Genomic DNA, 16,036 nt, shown 5'->3' with positions numbered 1-16,036 from the left:
AATGACAAATTTTCAACTAAGTTACATTTATTAAAAAAAAATGAAATACCTGGTACCTAAATAAATATAATTAATATATAATTGTTTTAATAATATACTTGATTGGAGGTAATGCAAATGAGTAACGGATTTTGGGATGATGATGAGGATTACGATTACGATGATGATAACCAGCAGGAGGATGCTGATTATGACACTGAGGATGCGAATGATGAAGACGAAGATTCAGAAGAAGATGACAATGAAGATGACATAAACGATGAAGATCGCTGCGATGAATCTGATGAGAATACGGCGGATGAGAAAAATGAAACCACGGATACCGACGAAGTTTCAAGGGGTTATGCTCAAAACAGTATAATAAAACAACAATCTGCAAGTAGTCCCAGTTTTCACGGTTATGGAAAATGTATGCGTTATCTTTGCAATTGCCAGCATTTTGAGAGCATATCCGGTAATACGTGCAGTAATTGCGGACACAACTACAGTGACCATTGGTGATAAGAACTAACTTAAGGGATTTATAGTACGAGGGGGGTAATACTATGGCATTTGCAGTAGACGATATACTTGTTTTGGTTGTATCAAGACTGGCAACCCGAGCAATTTCCTCTGTAGCAAAAAAATCATACGACTTTTTTACAGGTAAAGAGCAAAAGGAAATACAGAAGAAAAAAGAAGAAGCATCCATTAGTTTTGAGAACAAAAGCAAGATACAGATGATAGATCATCAGTTCAGGTTAACGGAAGCAAGGACACAATTTGATATACGTATGGATGAGTGGAAGCAAAAAACCTTTTATTCCAACTGTTGGCCTTTAAGAGAACCATTTGATATACATTTTGCACTTAATACACCCTTTGAAGGCTGCAGTATTGACGGTAAAGAGGTCATTCCATGCAGGATAATAACGTCATTAAAGGATAAAGACCATCCTATTGCAAGAAATATAAATGGTAATCTGTCTTCATTTCTTGTAACACATTATAATAGCATAAGCACTCACCCTGTTGTTTCTGAGATAGGCAGCTGGCGTGAGGATGCACCCTCTAACGATGCATCGGTCAATTACCTGTTTTCAGGGCTTCAAGGCCAGCCGGTTCTAGTACTAACACCTGAATTTATTAATGACGGACAAACAATAATTCTCAAAATATGGTCATGGGGGCTGGGGGAAAAGGTAAACCTTCCTGTGGGAGTTGAGTTCGGCAGGATTAATATTAAACCTCTGTATCTGAATACTTTATATGAAGAAAGTAAAAAGAGTATGGAGTTAATACAGGAGTTGGGAATAAAACCTGAAGGATTTTATTCTGAAAAATTAAATAATAACATAAAAATTATTAAAATGATTGAAAAGCTTGGTGATCAGGGTGAGGATAAAAAGCAAATGATTCATCAGTTGTATTCACAATTATCAGAAACCGATGAAATAAGGGATTCTGTGAAAGAAAAGATTTCTGAGCAGGTATCCGGTATCTTTTCCTGCTGTGCAGGGATGTATGCCGACGCATATCATCTGGCAGAATATGGGACTGTACCCAAACTTCCTTTGTTGGTCGGAAGCATACCGGGGGCCGAAATGATACGACGTTCTATAGGAGATTTTTATATGTCATTGCTTTCGAAAATTGAGCAAATAGATAATTACAGTAAAGTATTGCCTGCTATTTATGCGGATACAGCAAATGCGTTAGCCAATATGGGAGCTACTTACGAGGAAGTCAATAAGTACGTAAAGCCTCTGCTAAGCAGGGGGATAAATCTGTTTACATATGGAAATTGCAATTCCCTGATAAATGCTAAAATCCAAAATATCAGCAGTCTGGATGAAAGTCTTGATAAACTTTTGAGTGAAAATGTATCAAATTTGGACAAATGCTTTTTGAATAGGGTAAATTCGGTACTTAAGTCTATTCACCACCCGGCCTATCCCTTACAGTGACTTGTATGAGATTTGGAAAGAGAGATAAGGAGGAATGTTAATGTATAACAGTGAGAAACTAAAGTCAACTCAGAAACTTTTAGAGGATTTAGGAAATGGTATGACAGCCCTTTTTAATGAATACAAGGAAGACTTTTTAGGCGATGAGCTGGTTACTTCACAATTCAAAAGTTTTTTTGAAGAACACAAACGTGCTATGGTAAGGATTAAGAATCCCGTTCTTTCTATTGCTACTATCGGCACTACTTCGTCGGGGAAATCAACACTTACAAATGCATTAGCAGGAAAAATGATAGCACCCATTGATTCCGGTGAAAAAAGTGCCGGAATACTTGTTTTGAAAAACTCTAACAAACGGTCCCTTTATATAGAAAAAACCAAAAACTCCAAATGGAAAACTGGACAGATTAAGCAGGATATTTTAGATGAAGAGGCATATAACATTAACAGTGACACCATGAAAACATATCTTGATAACAGAAAAAACTCTGCGCCTCCGAGAATTTACTCAAAAGGTCCTTTGCTTATAGGTTCATCACCTGAAATGCTTAACCTTCCGGAAGATATATGTGTGGAACTTGTGGACCTGCCCGGTCTGAAAAACAGCGGAGACAAGGAAAATCTGAGTGTTATACAGGAGATGCTGACAAGATCCCTGTGTCTTGTGGCCATGGACTATTGCCATACAGATGATGAGAACCGTAAAAAGCTTCTGGGAGAACTAAAGGATATAGTGAATTTCTTGGGAGGCAGACATGATTCCATAATTTTTCTGCTTAACAGGGTTGATTTGAGAAATGAAACAGATGTAGAACTAGATTTAAATATATGTAATCTCAAAAAAGAGATTAGGGAAGTATTATCCCTGAAAAACGAGCCTGAGATAATACCGTTTACCGCACTCCCTCTGTTTTACGCACAGTGTGCTTGGGGGCCTGTTTCACATAAAAACAAGAAAATAGAGCCTCAATATCCAAATGATGCTCTAAAATATAACTATAAATGGTTTCTCAAAAGCTTGATGAAGGATTGCTATGATATATATGACAGCAATGCAAATGATGAAGAACTTGAAAAGTGGCTTGCCGAATTAAGAAGCAGTATAAAGCACGGTAATGATTTAAAGGAAGAGGATTTAAGAAAGCTCCTTGACTACACATACGAATGCAGTAACGGAAACCTGCTGTTTGAGAGGATACAGGAACGGCTTAATAATAGTTTTTCCCAGCTGATTATAATGCCTGCAATATGCGAATTATTCAAAATATTCTGTGCCCTACACAGTACCTTGAAAACTCTTGGGAGTATAAGAGTTACAAATTCAAAGCTGAGACTTGTAAATTATTACCTGGGTACTGTAAGGCTTAAAGCCGAGCTTATAGGCTGTGACAGTGAAGAAGTGGCCAATAGTATAAAAAGTGACTTGAATTCAATATTGGATGAACTGGCAGAGTACGAAAGTAAGGATATCCCCGATGAGGAGAGGAAAAGAATTGACAAAATCAAGTGGGAGGTTGTGTCCTTAAAGGAGGAAATTGTAATTTCACCCGGGAGGATAGGCGAAAAAAAGCAGGAGTTTCAGGAAAATCTTCAGGAAATAACAAGGAAGATAAATGAGGGAAAAGGAACATATGATGCAGAACAGTTTGTTAACGACCATGAAGAAATATTCGGAAGCATTGATGATTTTTCCAATATGTTTGACTCGGTTGCACACCTAACGGATGAATTGAGGCTTGGAATAATACAAATTATCGGGGATTCCATTATAAATAACGATACATATGATGAGGTGCTGGGGAAAATGGATTTTCTTCCTGCCGAAGTGTCATCCCGACTTGCAAGGGCATATGATTATGTCAGCAGACTTATACTTGGCGGACTCAGGGACAAGGAGGTAGTTAACAATTACTTTGTTATGAAATCCGCAAATAAAACCGAAGAAATTCAGAAGTTTATGGAACGCTATGATTTTTTAGATGTAGCAATAAACAAGGCACTTTCAGCAAGAGCCGGGCTACTGCTCCAATCGTATTCACATGAGCTGGTTCTTCCACTAAGAAATATGATTCAGGGACATATAGACGAGATAGCAGAAATATGCAGGAAAAAGCTGGGAATTAATGATCTTGAGTTGACTGAAACAATTGAGAATATACTTCAAGCTGTAGATGTTAATGAACTGTCTTTGCCTGACGGAATTTTCGAGTTTGCTTCAAAACCTCCGGAAGAAGAAGTTAGTATAGGTAAAAAAACAGTATGGAAGACACGAGTCAAGCAAGGTTCATTTTGTGGAAGCAGTAGCACTGAAAGCTATGTGGATTACGTTGATGTAATGGGAAATATTTATTATTTTCCTAATGGTGTAGCCTTGAAACAGAAATGGGACTACGGCTTAACCAATGCTAAAGAATTATTCTGGAAGTATATGTTTGAATGGATGGCTGAACAGTTGAACAATTATTCTGATGCATTTTCAATTTCAATAAATACTCTTATAACTACAGTAAACGAAACAATAAAATCCAAAATAAGCATGAGTGAGCAAAAGCATGAAGAGGAAGTCGGTAGATGGAATAAAATTTTACTTCAAGCCAATAATGCATCTGCGATATCCAATAGTATTAAGGAAGTCGCTGTTGACGGGAACGGGGTTTAAGATGAAAATAGGCGATGATATTAAAACTTGGGAAAAAGAATTCCTTAAACAGTGTGATTATTGTGAAAAAGAAAAAGATAGCTTAAAATGCGCAGTCAACAGATTGACCGACATCATTCCTCATTTTAACTCATCGGACGAGGATAGCAGAAAGATAATTGATAAATGTACCGATTATTTCTCTAAATTGTTTGAGCCTTTATATATACCTTTGAATAAGAAGAAAGGAGGATTAAGAATGAAGGGCCTTTTTATTGCAGGGCTGGCTATAGTTGGGATATCAATGATTTTTATCTATCAAAGAAAATATAAAAATGACCAAAAGGAAATGCCCCTTGAAAGGACAGAGAAAAAAGCTAATGTTTATAAGCCTTCCAGTCAATCAGAAAAAAATATATTGATACTGGTACTTAGAGCAGGCAATGAAAGCTGCTTAAATACCTTGAAAGAGAATATGCATCTTTCAGAGGAAGTCTGTGATGAGTTGTATAAATCAACCAGATACTTATGGGTAGGAAATACTAATCAATTCAATAACTCAAAGATAATAAAATGGTTTGATATAACTAACAGCCCGACACAATCAAGTAGTTTAGATGTATACCTGATTAAATTAGTTTTAGAAAAAAACTATAGTGGCTTGTTGCAATCCGCCGACGGCCAGTCTCGATATAATGCATTTAAACAGCTATGTCACGATGGGCTGCAGATTGAAGAATTTTCTCCAAGGGTTTCAAACGCTGCCTATGGTACTACCGAGGTATATGAAAGATAATTATTTCGTGGAGGATGTATTCCTTTTATTAAATTTACATCCTCCAGACTTTCATTTTTTGTAAAAAGTACAGGGATATGAGTTGTGTACAGCCTATAAACAGCAAAAAATAATTAAGGCTCCGGTCATATTTTATAAACCACAGCAAACCGATGAGTATCAGCAGGCTTACAATTCTGCCACTGTTAAGAATGATTTCCTTATTGATAATATATTCAAGCCTCAAATCATCCTGATGCCGGAGACTAATAATGTTGAAGCTGGCAGAAGAAAAAGGAACCAGAAAAAAGGGCAGAAATGCAGATTCCATTATCATATACGACAGAAGGGTTCCGTAACTGATATTGACAACCAGTCCCCACACTGCCACAAACATTAATGTAGCACCTGCCAGCATTGATTTTAACCTTGATTTTGGTTTAACAAGCTTTTGTTCAACTACAAAAGCTGCTGATGAAATAACAGAACCAATCAGTGAAAAAGTACCTACAGACCATTCACTGCCTGTAGTTTTAAACACAAGTACAATAATTAGGAAACCTATAATAACATCTCTGAAACCCCACATGAACAAGCCCTTTCTTAAAAAGCTCCAATCATGAGAGTTGGTGCCGAATATCTTTTTAAAATTCAGCATGCTTCCGTAATATTCTGCTTTTATTAAAAAGGATACCAATATCAGTACTACGAACAGCAGCAATGAAATAGAAAAGACAATAGTATAACCCATTCCAAAGAGATTTTTATTAATTATATAAGCCGAGGAAATAGGTGCAGCAGCGCCACAGATACCTGCAATGGAACCATTATAACCATTAAAGGTATCCCTGTTTTCAGTTGACGTAAAATCGAAACTCAGAACATGAAAAGCAAGCCAGTAAAAACCTGCGGCTACACCATATAATACACCGAATAGCAGAACGAATTTTGAAATTTTATCTTCGAATAAAAGGATAAGCCCAAATAAAATAATGAAAGAAAGTATTCCCAACCTCAGTGACCATATACCGTTTTTTCTTTTGGAAAGCCATCCGGCAAAAATAAAGGTAATAGGAACAAAAATATACTGCATAAGATTATACTGTGCTAAAACTATAAAGTTCTTTGATTCTTTCCATAATAGAATATTAAGAAAAACATTTGAAATCCCCATTGCAAGGGTAAAAAGTGCACTAACAATTAATAGTAATTTGGCTTTTCTTGACATCCATACCTCCGTCAATGCTCAGATGATTTTACATACCACTTTAGCAGTCTTTATTTTTTACAAAAAAATAAATTATATTATAAAATAAAGTTCTACAAATGGGTTAAATTTTGAGGTAATTGGTGCCAATACTTTGCATTTACGGGCCGACTTTGAAATGACCAAATACATATTTCTTTTGGGTGTAATAGCTAATAAAGAAAAGAAGTCCTTCAGTAATTAACTTTGCAGCTAAAAGAGACAGTCTCAGAAATGCGGTGAACAAGCTCATTAAGAAATAATTGCACAGCAGAATAATGACAACCAGCCCATAATACTGCACCAGACCCTTTAAGGATTTATGTGAGGAAGCATTGAAAACAAGATTCTTATTCAGTAAATAATTGCAGAAAGAGCTTATGGCTCTGGCACCAACCACAGACAAAAGCAGGTTACCGGTTAACCGGTTTATAAGAAATAACAATATGAAATCAATTATTCCACAGGATGCAGAAGACATTCCAAATTTTAATATTGGAAGATAAATCTTAATAGAGTCCCGTACCGGGCGAAAATGACTGCTTTTATTTTTGTTTTCATAAACGGTCCTTATAGGAATACTGAATAATTCATACCCTGAAGACCGGGCTTCCAACAATTGATTCATCTCATATTCATACCGGTCCCCTTTTATACTTAGAAGCCAAGGCAGCATTTCAATTGAAAAGCCCCTGAGACCGGTTTGGGTGTCTGAGACACTACTGCCTGATATAAAAGAAAAAATTAAACAGGTTAATTTGTTACCGATAAGGCTGCGTAGAGGAACGGACCCGGTAAACTCTCTGCATCCCATAATAATTGCATTTTTATGGTAATTTATGTTTTCAGCTACGTTGGATATATCCTTCCATGTGTGCTGTCCGTCGCAGTCGGCGCATACAACTCCTTCTTTTTCTGTGTTCTCTTTTCGGATATAACTAAAAGCGGTTTTAAGGGCAGCACCTTTACCAAGATTCTTACTATGATTTATAACGGTACATCCCATACTTATGGCATTTTCAAATATAGAATCGAATTTGGAGGAGCTTCCGTCATTAACAATTATAATATCATAGCTGCTGTTAATATTAATATACTGGACAAGAAAAAGAAGATTATGATCCGGCTCATATGCTGGAATTACTATTTTCATATGGAATTCACCTGCTTTCTAATTTATATACAAAATATCACTGACACCGCGTTCTTCGCCTTTTCCTAGAGGGTTGTTGACCACTTTGCCCATAAAATACATTGTAGAAGAGCCGCCGCCGTCAAGATTGTAAGCATCAGTGCAGCCAAGGTCCTCAAATACCTGGGAGAATTCGGAAAGGGTCATGCCTCTGCTGTATCCGGTGCTTCTCCCGTCAACAACAACAAAAACATAATGATTGTCAGAAATAATACCTATTCCAGTCCTGGGATTTGCCTTTTGAATTGATCTGTTGCCGAAATTAGTATCTACGACGGTCCTGCCGAAATCTTTAATTGCTTTGGAGTTTTGTACCAAAGCGGGACCGAAGGAAAGAGTTTGTTTTACACCCTGAGATAACAGCTTTTCTCCTGAAGTAGTTGTCTCGTCATAGGTTTTCATTGTACCGTCCTTATAGAATGCAAGTCCTTCTCGTGCAGGAATATCTCGGAAAAGCTTTCCGTTCCTGATTACAATCCCATCGTTACGAAATCCATAGTAATCACCATTGATTGCAAGGATGGCATTGTTGTCACCAGCAATCTTTGAAGTATATTCTATGATGTTGTTTCCAAATTCATTTTTTGCAAAGGCCGACTTCAAGTCACTTGAGCTCTTTAGCTGCACGTCGGCTACAAAATATGTAATTTTATCGTCACCGGAGCCTGAGGTCACTTTTTTTATTGTTATAGATTTGGTATCACTTTTATAATTCCAGTCATCCGAGGTAAAAGACTCTTTTGACGAGTTTTGTTTATTAATTGAATTACCGGATGTGGAAATCATAGCATTGGTAACTTCTACATGCTCAATCAGATAACGGTTTGCCAGACTTAATAGAATCAGACCGATTACAAATGCTGAAATAAGACTGATCAATAAAATACGTTTGCTTTTATTTTCTGTCATTGATTTTACCTCCTTATTGCTTATATAAAAATACTAATTCCGGTTTGTGTTTAAAATTTAAAGGTTTTGTGTTTATAGTGTGAAGGTTTGAAGAAATTCAGCTATTTTATATAAAATAATCTTGTGGCTGGCGATTTCAATGAATTTAAGAAGATAAATTCTGTCGTGGAAGGGTTGACAAGCAAGAATGAGGACATATAAAAACGGTAATGAAGCTTTTAAGCATCATTACCGTTTTAAAGTTTTTTTAAAGATTTTAATACTGCTTTTTAATACATCTATTGAAATCTTACATGATGTTTTACTTGGAAATTATGGTCATTAGAACATAAGTATACAATACCTTCGATAAAGGCAATAAAACTTGGAATAAAAGTCCAACTAAATAACAGATAAAGTATTCCCTTACCTATTTTGCCCATATAAAACTTATGAATTCCGAGTCCACCTAAAAATATAGCTAATAGACCGGCTACAATTTTGTTTTTTATTGGCCAGGAAGGATCAATGCCGTTGTTTATATATTGCTGCTGAGAAAATTGCTGTTGTGCCACCTGCTGTTGGTATAGTAGTGCCTCAGCTTTAAAGTCAAACTCCTGCTGTTCGGAAACAGGTCTCTGAGTAGCTGATGGAGCAGAATAACTATTTACTGTCAAAGCTTCACCGCAATATTTACATTCCCTATCACTAAGAGCATTTGGTGCTCCGCATTGAGGACATTCATTTTGAGCCATTTTTATACCACCCTATCTAATTTATTTTAATTATATTTATTAATAATATGATATATTACCAAAAGTCTGACCACAATAATTACAGTTTTTTACCGCATTGTGGGCAAAATTTTGTGCCTACCGGGATTTCTGCTCCGCATTCACAATTCTTGGTTCCCATAGGAGTTCCACATTCAGGACAGAATTTTGGATTGCCGGATACTAACACTCCGCATGAAGTACATTTCTTCTTTGGAGTTTCCAATGGTTTTCCACATTCACAGCAAAACTTTGATTTCGCAGAATTATGAGCATTGCAGGAGGGACATGATATGGTTGCCATATCTGCAGCCGCTCTTGTATTAATGGTGTTATGCATGTCGGAACCCAGAGATGCACCTATCCCAAAACCAACACCCCCTGAAGCAAATGCACCTGCAACCCCTGAATTATTGCTGGCAGCATGGTCATAAACATCAAAAGAACGTTTTGTTACATAACGGTTGTCACCCATAATTTCGAATTCAGCCTTGTTTTTGAGAATCTTGTTAATTTCCTCAAAGTCTTCATCAGGAAAATTAATGGACTTAATAATTAAGTTGATTGCAGTTAATCCGTATTTTGAAAATTCGGGAGCAATCATTTCAAGGGTGTAATTTGCAATATCATCCAGTCTCGCAGTAATCTCTAAAGCAGATATTTTTTGATTTACAATTACATTGGCGATTATACTTTTTATCTTCTGAATCAAGATTCCCTTAAAGAAATCTATGACATTGTCAAGTTTAATAATATCAGCCGGATTCATTACACCAATCAGTTCACGAAAAAAGGTTTCATAGTTTTCAAGTTTTAAGCCCATCTGGCCAAAAGCACGAACCCTGAGTCTGGTATAATATTTAGGATCAATTATTTGTACCGGATCGGATGTTCCCCAGTTGATATCAAGTTTTGTGGTAGTATTGATATAAAAAATTTCTGCGCTAAAAGGAGTTTTTCCTCCAAAAGGCAGATTTACAAAGGCTTTAAGTATTGGAAGGTTTTTAGCATCAAGAGTATAGGTACCCGGGGTAAACAGGTCACAAATCTCTCCACCTTTAACAAAAACTGCAACTTGGCCTTCACTTACAATAAGCTGTGTTCCATATACAAGATCTTCGGCGGGATGTTTGTAAACAATCCAGTCACGGGATCTAAGTCCGTCAAATTTAACTCTATCAATGATAGCCATATTGGACATCACCTCACAAAATATTGTTTCAATTATATCATATCATACCCTGTAAATCAAACCTTTGAGGCTGTTACTCCGCCGGGTATACCTCAAACTCATTCCTGTCAAAATCAAGTATGTTTTCTTGTTTCATCTTTGATAATTCTCTTGATAAAGCACTTCGGTTTACACATAAAAAGTCTGCAAGTTCATCACGAGAAAAAGGAATCCTGAATCTGTTTTTCCCGGTTTTATGAATCTGCATTAAGAAATAGGCCATAAGCTTTTCACGGGTTGATCTCTGTGACAAAATGTCTATTTTGTTATTAAGAAAAATATTTTTCTGTGCAATAAGTGAAAGCATATTTGAAATAAGCTTGGTGTGAAAGCTGCAGGAGGAAGAACAGGTTGTAACAATCCTGTTAAACCTGATATACATTACAGTGCATCCCGTAGTAGTAAGCACTGTTACCGGGCTTTTCGCTATATTCGCACATGCAAAAGCTTCTCCGAACATGTCTGCCGTACCGATTTCGGATACTATATTTCTGTTACCCATTATATCTTCTTTAACAATCTGGGCGGAACCTGCTAGAATTATCCCTACAGATGATACCTTGTCTCCTGCCAGCAGCAGGATATCATTTTTAGAATAAACCTGCTCGTAGGATTCAAGGCACTTTAACATATGAAGAATACTTTCATCGCTTACATTTTGAAAAATTGCCACCTGTTTTAATATTTCTACTGAATTATTCATAAAATTTTACTCCTTGTTGCAAATGCAACAGATTTATTGGATTTAGTTTAGTATACTCATCTCGTAAAGTCAATCAATACAAAAACAAAAATTAAATAAAAAAATAAAAATGTTTTGAAAGGAGTTATATTATGTCAGATATGTTTTGTTTTCAATGTGAACAAACTGCAGGAGGAAAAGGGTGCACAGGAGGTGCAGGTGTCTGTGGTAAAAAAGCAGATACATCAAATTATCAGGATTTACTAACAGGTGCGATGATAGGCCTTGCAAATACAGCACAAAATGTGAAACCGACCGACCGTACTCATAAAACAATTATTGAAGGTCTGTTTATAACAATAACCAACGTAAGCTTTGACAATGCATCAATTCTTAGACATATTGAAAAAGTTAATAGTGAAAAATTAAACCTGGTTAACGGAGTTGCAGCACAGAACAGCTATGATATGGAAAATCTTTGGAATGCTCATGAGGACATTCGTTCACTGAAATCCCTGATTTTATTTGGAATCAGAGGTATGGCAGCTTATGCATACCACGCGTTGGTTCTGGGATATTCCGATGAAGAGGTTAACACATTCTTCTACAAGGCACTGAGAGCCGTAGGAAGTGATATGTCTATTGATGAACTGTTGGCAGTTGTTATGGAAACAGGGGAAGTTAATTTAAAGTGCATGGCTCTTCTTGATAAGGCCAATACAGAAACCTATGGAACTCCAGTACCGACTTCTGTTCCAATGACTGTTGAAAAAGGTCCCTTTATTGTAATTTCAGGTCACGACCTTTACGATTTGTACCTTCTTCTGGAACAAACAAAAGATAAGGGAATCAACATTTATACTCATGGTGAGATGCTTCCTGCACATGCATATCCTAAGCTTAAAGCATACCCTCATTTAAAGGGTAACTTTGGTACAGCTTGGCAGAATCAACAGAAGGAATTTCACAATCTTCCGGCGCCTGTACTGTTTACAACTAACTGTCTTATGCCTGTAAAGCCAAGCTACAGTGACAGAGTTTTTACAACTGAGGTAGTTGCATATCCTGAAATGGTTCATATAGGAGACGAAAAGGACTTTACTCCTGTAATAAACAAGGCACTTGAACTTGGCGGATACAAGGAAGACACAAGGTTCACTGGCATAAACGGAGGCGATACATTAACAACCGGTTTTGCAAGAGGAACTGTTCTGTCAGTAGCAGATAAGGTAATTGATGCTGTTAAGGCAGGAGCAATAAAACACTTCTTCTTGGTAGGAGGCTGTGACGGTGCAAAGGTAGGAAGAAACTACTACACAGAATTTGTTCAGAAAACACCAAAGGACACAGTTATACTGACACTTGCTTGCGGAAAGTACCGTTTCAATGACCTCGATATCGGTGAAATAGGCGGACTCCCAAGAATCATGGATATGGGACAATGTAATGATGCATACAGTGCAATACAGGTGGCTGCTGCTCTGGCTAACGCTTTTGAGTGTGATATCAATGAACTGCCTCTTTCACTGGTACTTTCATGGTACGAACAGAAGGCTGTCTGCATACTGTTGACTCTGCTTTCTCTTGGAATTAAGAATATTTACCTTGGGCCTACACTGCCTGCCTTTGTTTCACAAAACGTATTAAATATATTAGTAGATAAATTCAACATCAGCCCGATTTCTACTCCCGATGAGGACTTAAAAAAGATTCTCGGATAAGATTAAAGTCAATTTTCCTGACCTGCTTGTATGCCAGTGCTGTGGGTGGGCGGGATTCTCCCAATATATAAATAATACTACGGTTCAATCATTTATGTGGGTCCAATACTCATAAATGATTGGACTTTTTTTTAATATTTATTTTGGCCTCCTTTTTACATATCTCATTAATTTATGTATAATTCTTGTATATACTAATTTTACTTCACAATTAAAATACAAAATAATTAAAAAAGGATGCTATTATGAAAAAATCAAAATTTATTTCTGAATTCAAAGAGTTTATATCTAGAGGAAACGTGGTGGATCTGGCTGTGGGTGTAATAATTGGCTCTGCATTTACTGCCATAGTTAATTCACTTGTGAATCAAATCATTATGCCTGTTATCGGATTTATAATAGGCCGCGTAAACTTCTCTGATTTTAAATGGACTTTAAAACATGCAAAGGGAGACGTACCGGAAGTAGCCGTATATTTCGGCTCGTTTATTCAGCAAGTAGTTAACTTTCTCATAATCGCTTTTGTAGTTTTTATGATGGTAAAGTTAATAAATATGCTAAAACGGAAAAGGGAAGATGAAGTAGAAGAAATAAAGGAAGAAAAAGTTTCAAAGGAAGAGATATTGCTTACTGAAATCAGGGATTTGCTTAAAAAGCAAATGTAGAACTATTTATATAAAAAAAGGCTGCTTGCACATGAAAATTTACTCATGTGCAAGCAGCCCGCTGTAAAGGAGGAATATTAATTTATTGTTATATAGTTATTATCCTATAAACTGCTGAGTCCAGTATAATCTTCCGCTGGAGTTCTTTGCTACTCCTACACCAATCTCTGTAAAGGATGATTTAAGGATGTTTGCCCTGTGTCCGGGTGAGTTCATCCAACCCTTCATTACCTGTTCAGGAGTGGTTTGTCCCATTGCAATGTTTTCACCTGCGGTTCTGTAGCTGATACCATATTTCTTCATCATATCAAACGGTGAGCCGTAAGTTGGTGAATTGTGATCGAAGTACCCCAATTTAGCCATATCCTGTGATTTAAGTGTTGCTGTTTTATTAACCTGAGCATTCATTTTTAAAGGCTTTAGACCATTTTTTGCTCTTTCTGCATTAACAAGTTCAACAACTCTCTTCTGGAAAGCTGCATAGTCACCGCTTACTGCTGGTGTTGAAGCAGGCTTTTGAGTGGCCGGTTTGGAAGCTGATGGTTTTGATGTAGCAGGCTTAGCTGCTGATGACCCCGACTTGAATAATGAATTCAATGCAGACTGAATATCTGAATAATTGGTATTTTTGGCAGTTGAGTTATTACAATTCTTTGTATATGCTATTGCTTGCAGTTTATCCATAATATCTGCTGATTCGATATTATTATTGGTAGTTGTAGTCGGCTGATTATAATTGTTTGTTGCTGTAGTTGTATCAACATTATTTTTAGTTGGGCAATTTGTTGATTTTGAAGTATTGGCGGTGACGTTGTTAACTGCTGATTTGTTAACTGCCGCTGTATTTGAGTCATCTTTATTTTGTGTTGTAGCTTGTGAAACTTTAGATATTATTGACTCTAACGTTTTTGATGGTGCTGTTGTTGATTGGCTGATATTAGTTGTATCTTGTGCAGCAATGCTTTCGGCTTTTGTATTTCCAATGGCAAAGCCATTGAAAGCAAAGGCTGATGCGAAAATAGCACATGCAGCTACACTAGAAATTACTATAGATGATTTTTTATTCATATTTTACCTCCATTAGTTTCGATTAATTTTACGTTCGTTCCTTCTTCTTGCCCATAATCAGCGTTCTTGCGACGTTGCTTCTGCCAAAAGAATTATCAGCGTAATATTCATCAGCCTACCGGGGTATGGACATTATGTTAACACTCATGCCCGGATGTAACAACCCCCCAATTATTTACAGTAACTATACAGATATCTGTTCAACGGCGTGGCTTTTGGTTGCAGGCCTTACCCACAGCAGGATAGGGAGACTATGACTTTATTTTAAAACTTTTGTAGGTTAGTTAATATTACTATTTTCTTAATTGGAATAGGGCAATGTATTGTTTACTTTTAATAAATAAGGGTATTAATATATTCGTAAAAATGTATGTTTGAAAGGTGAGACATTATGGAATGGTTGAATAATCAAAATCCTGTATTACTGGCGCTTTTTGCTACATTGGCAACTTGGGCGCTAACAGCATTGGGAGCTGCAATGGTTTTCTTTTTCAAGGAAATAAACCAACGCCTTCTTAATACAATGCTTGGCTTTGCAGCAGGCGTAATGATTGCGGCAAGCTTTTGGTCTTTGCTGGCTCCTGCAATAGAAATGGCGGAAAATTCATCAAAAATACCTGCATGGCTTGTTGCCGCTTTGGGCTTTATAGCAGGTGCGGTTTTTCTCTACATGGCCGATAAGATTATTCCGCATATGCATTTAAACTCTAAAGATGGGGAGAGCGAAGGAATATCAACAAAGCTGAGGCGAAGTATACTACTTGTATTTTCGATAACTTTACATAATATACCTGAGGGACTTGCTGTGGGAGTAGCTTTCGGAGCTGCGGCAAATGGATTTAACAATATAACCTTGTTATCTGCAATTGCTGTTGCCGTGGGAATTGGAATTCAGAATTTTCCCGAGGGTGCCGCAGTGTCAATACCATTAAGGAGGGAGGGTTTATCCCGTACAAAAAGCTTTCTATACGGGCAAGCTTCCGGTCTTGTTGAGCCTATTGCAGGTGTTTTGGGAGCCGCACTTGTAATGTATGTACAGCATATCCTTCCGTATGCACTTGCATTTGCTGCAGGAGCAATGATATTTGTTGTTGTGGAAGAACTTATTCCGGAAGCCCAGAGCGGAAGCCACAAAAGTACACATATGGCTACCGCAGGATGTATTATAGGTTTTACAGTAATGATGATACTGGATGTTGCCCTTGGATAGG

At 37.0% G+C, this 16,036-nt stretch carries 14 protein-coding genes; 7 read left to right on the top strand and 7 right to left on the bottom strand.

Annotation, left to right across the window (positions count from 1 at the left end; all coding sequences use genetic code 11):
• Positions 1-117: 117 nt before the first annotated feature.
• From L323_RS37110 to L323_RS37095, 4 genes are read left to right on the top strand one after another with little or no spacing between them, the layout of a single operon-like run.
• Positions 118-501, top strand: a complete 384-nt coding sequence (locus tag L323_RS37110; RefSeq protein ID WP_020816746.1) for a hypothetical protein — start codon at positions 118-120, stop codon at positions 499-501.
• Positions 502-545: 44 nt separating this feature from the next.
• Positions 546-1,946: a hypothetical protein gene (locus L323_RS37105; RefSeq protein ID WP_020816745.1), complete on the top strand. Its 1,401-nt coding sequence runs from the start codon at positions 546-548 to the stop codon at positions 1,944-1,946.
• Between the two features lie 40 nt (positions 1,947-1,986).
• The gene (locus L323_RS37100) at positions 1,987-4,605 is read left to right on the top strand and encodes a dynamin family protein (RefSeq protein ID WP_020816744.1); all 2,619 of its coding nucleotides are present in this window, start codon (positions 1,987-1,989) and stop codon (positions 4,603-4,605) included.
• Position 4,606: 1 nt separating this feature from the next.
• Positions 4,607-5,380: a hypothetical protein gene (locus L323_RS37095; RefSeq protein WP_020816743.1), complete on the top strand. Its 774-nt coding sequence runs from the start codon at positions 4,607-4,609 to the stop codon at positions 5,378-5,380.
• A gap of 34 nt (positions 5,381-5,414) precedes the next feature.
• Here L323_RS37095 and L323_RS37090 read toward each other — a convergent pair whose 3' ends face one another.
• From L323_RS37090 to L323_RS37065, 6 genes are all read right to left on the bottom strand, one after another.
• A complete protein-coding gene (locus L323_RS37090; protein ID WP_020816742.1) occupies positions 5,415-6,587 on the bottom strand; it encodes an MFS transporter in 1,173 nt (390 codons plus the stop codon).
• Positions 6,588-6,726: 139 nt separating this feature from the next.
• A complete protein-coding gene (locus L323_RS37085) occupies positions 6,727-7,758 on the bottom strand; it encodes a bifunctional glycosyltransferase family 2/GtrA family protein (RefSeq protein ID WP_020816741.1) in 1,032 nt (343 codons plus the stop codon).
• Positions 7,759-7,776: 18 nt separating this feature from the next.
• The gene (locus tag L323_RS37080; RefSeq protein WP_020816740.1) at positions 7,777-8,706 is read right to left on the bottom strand and encodes a phosphodiester glycosidase family protein; all 930 of its coding nucleotides are present in this window, start codon (positions 8,704-8,706) and stop codon (positions 7,777-7,779) included.
• Positions 8,707-8,984: 278 nt separating this feature from the next.
• Complete coding sequence (locus L323_RS37075; RefSeq protein ID WP_020816739.1) at positions 8,985-9,440, bottom strand: NINE protein; 456 nt, start codon at positions 9,438-9,440, stop codon at positions 8,985-8,987.
• 79 nt (positions 9,441-9,519) lie between these two features.
• Positions 9,520-10,650 carry an SPFH domain-containing protein gene (locus L323_RS37070; protein WP_020816738.1) on the bottom strand — a complete coding sequence of 377 codons (1,131 nt, stop codon included), beginning with the start codon at positions 10,648-10,650 and terminating at the stop codon, positions 9,520-9,522.
• A gap of 73 nt (positions 10,651-10,723) precedes the next feature.
• Positions 10,724-11,392, bottom strand: coding sequence for a Crp/Fnr family transcriptional regulator (locus L323_RS37065; RefSeq protein WP_020816737.1), 669 nt, complete (start codon positions 11,390-11,392; stop codon positions 10,724-10,726).
• A gap of 131 nt (positions 11,393-11,523) precedes the next feature.
• Between L323_RS37065 and hcp the strand changes: the two genes are divergently transcribed.
• Together hcp and mscL are read left to right on the top strand one after the other, a co-directional pair.
• Complete coding sequence (hcp, locus tag L323_RS37060; protein WP_020816736.1) at positions 11,524-13,092, top strand: hydroxylamine reductase; 1,569 nt, start codon at positions 11,524-11,526, stop codon at positions 13,090-13,092.
• A gap of 245 nt (positions 13,093-13,337) precedes the next feature.
• Positions 13,338-13,757, top strand: a complete 420-nt coding sequence (mscL, locus tag L323_RS37055) for a large-conductance mechanosensitive channel protein MscL (RefSeq protein ID WP_020816735.1) — start codon at positions 13,338-13,340, stop codon at positions 13,755-13,757.
• Positions 13,758-13,856: 99 nt separating this feature from the next.
• On the opposite strand, the gene L323_RS37050 is transcribed toward mscL, so the two are convergent.
• Positions 13,857-14,825, bottom strand: a complete 969-nt coding sequence (locus L323_RS37050; RefSeq protein WP_020816734.1) for a CAP domain-containing protein — start codon at positions 14,823-14,825, stop codon at positions 13,857-13,859.
• A gap of 391 nt (positions 14,826-15,216) precedes the next feature.
• Here L323_RS37050 and L323_RS37045 point away from each other — a divergent pair, with 391 nt between their 5' ends.
• On the top strand, positions 15,217-16,035 hold the full coding sequence (locus L323_RS37045) for a ZIP family metal transporter (RefSeq protein ID WP_020816733.1): 819 nt from the start codon (positions 15,217-15,219) through the stop codon (positions 16,033-16,035).
• Position 16,036 lies beyond the last annotated feature (1 nt).

It is taken from the genome of Ruminiclostridium papyrosolvens C7 (assembly GCF_000421965.1).
GTDB lineage: Bacteria > Bacillota > Clostridia > Acetivibrionales > DSM-1351 > Ruminiclostridium > Ruminiclostridium papyrosolvens_A.
This window is presented reverse-complemented; position numbering and strand designations above follow the sequence as displayed.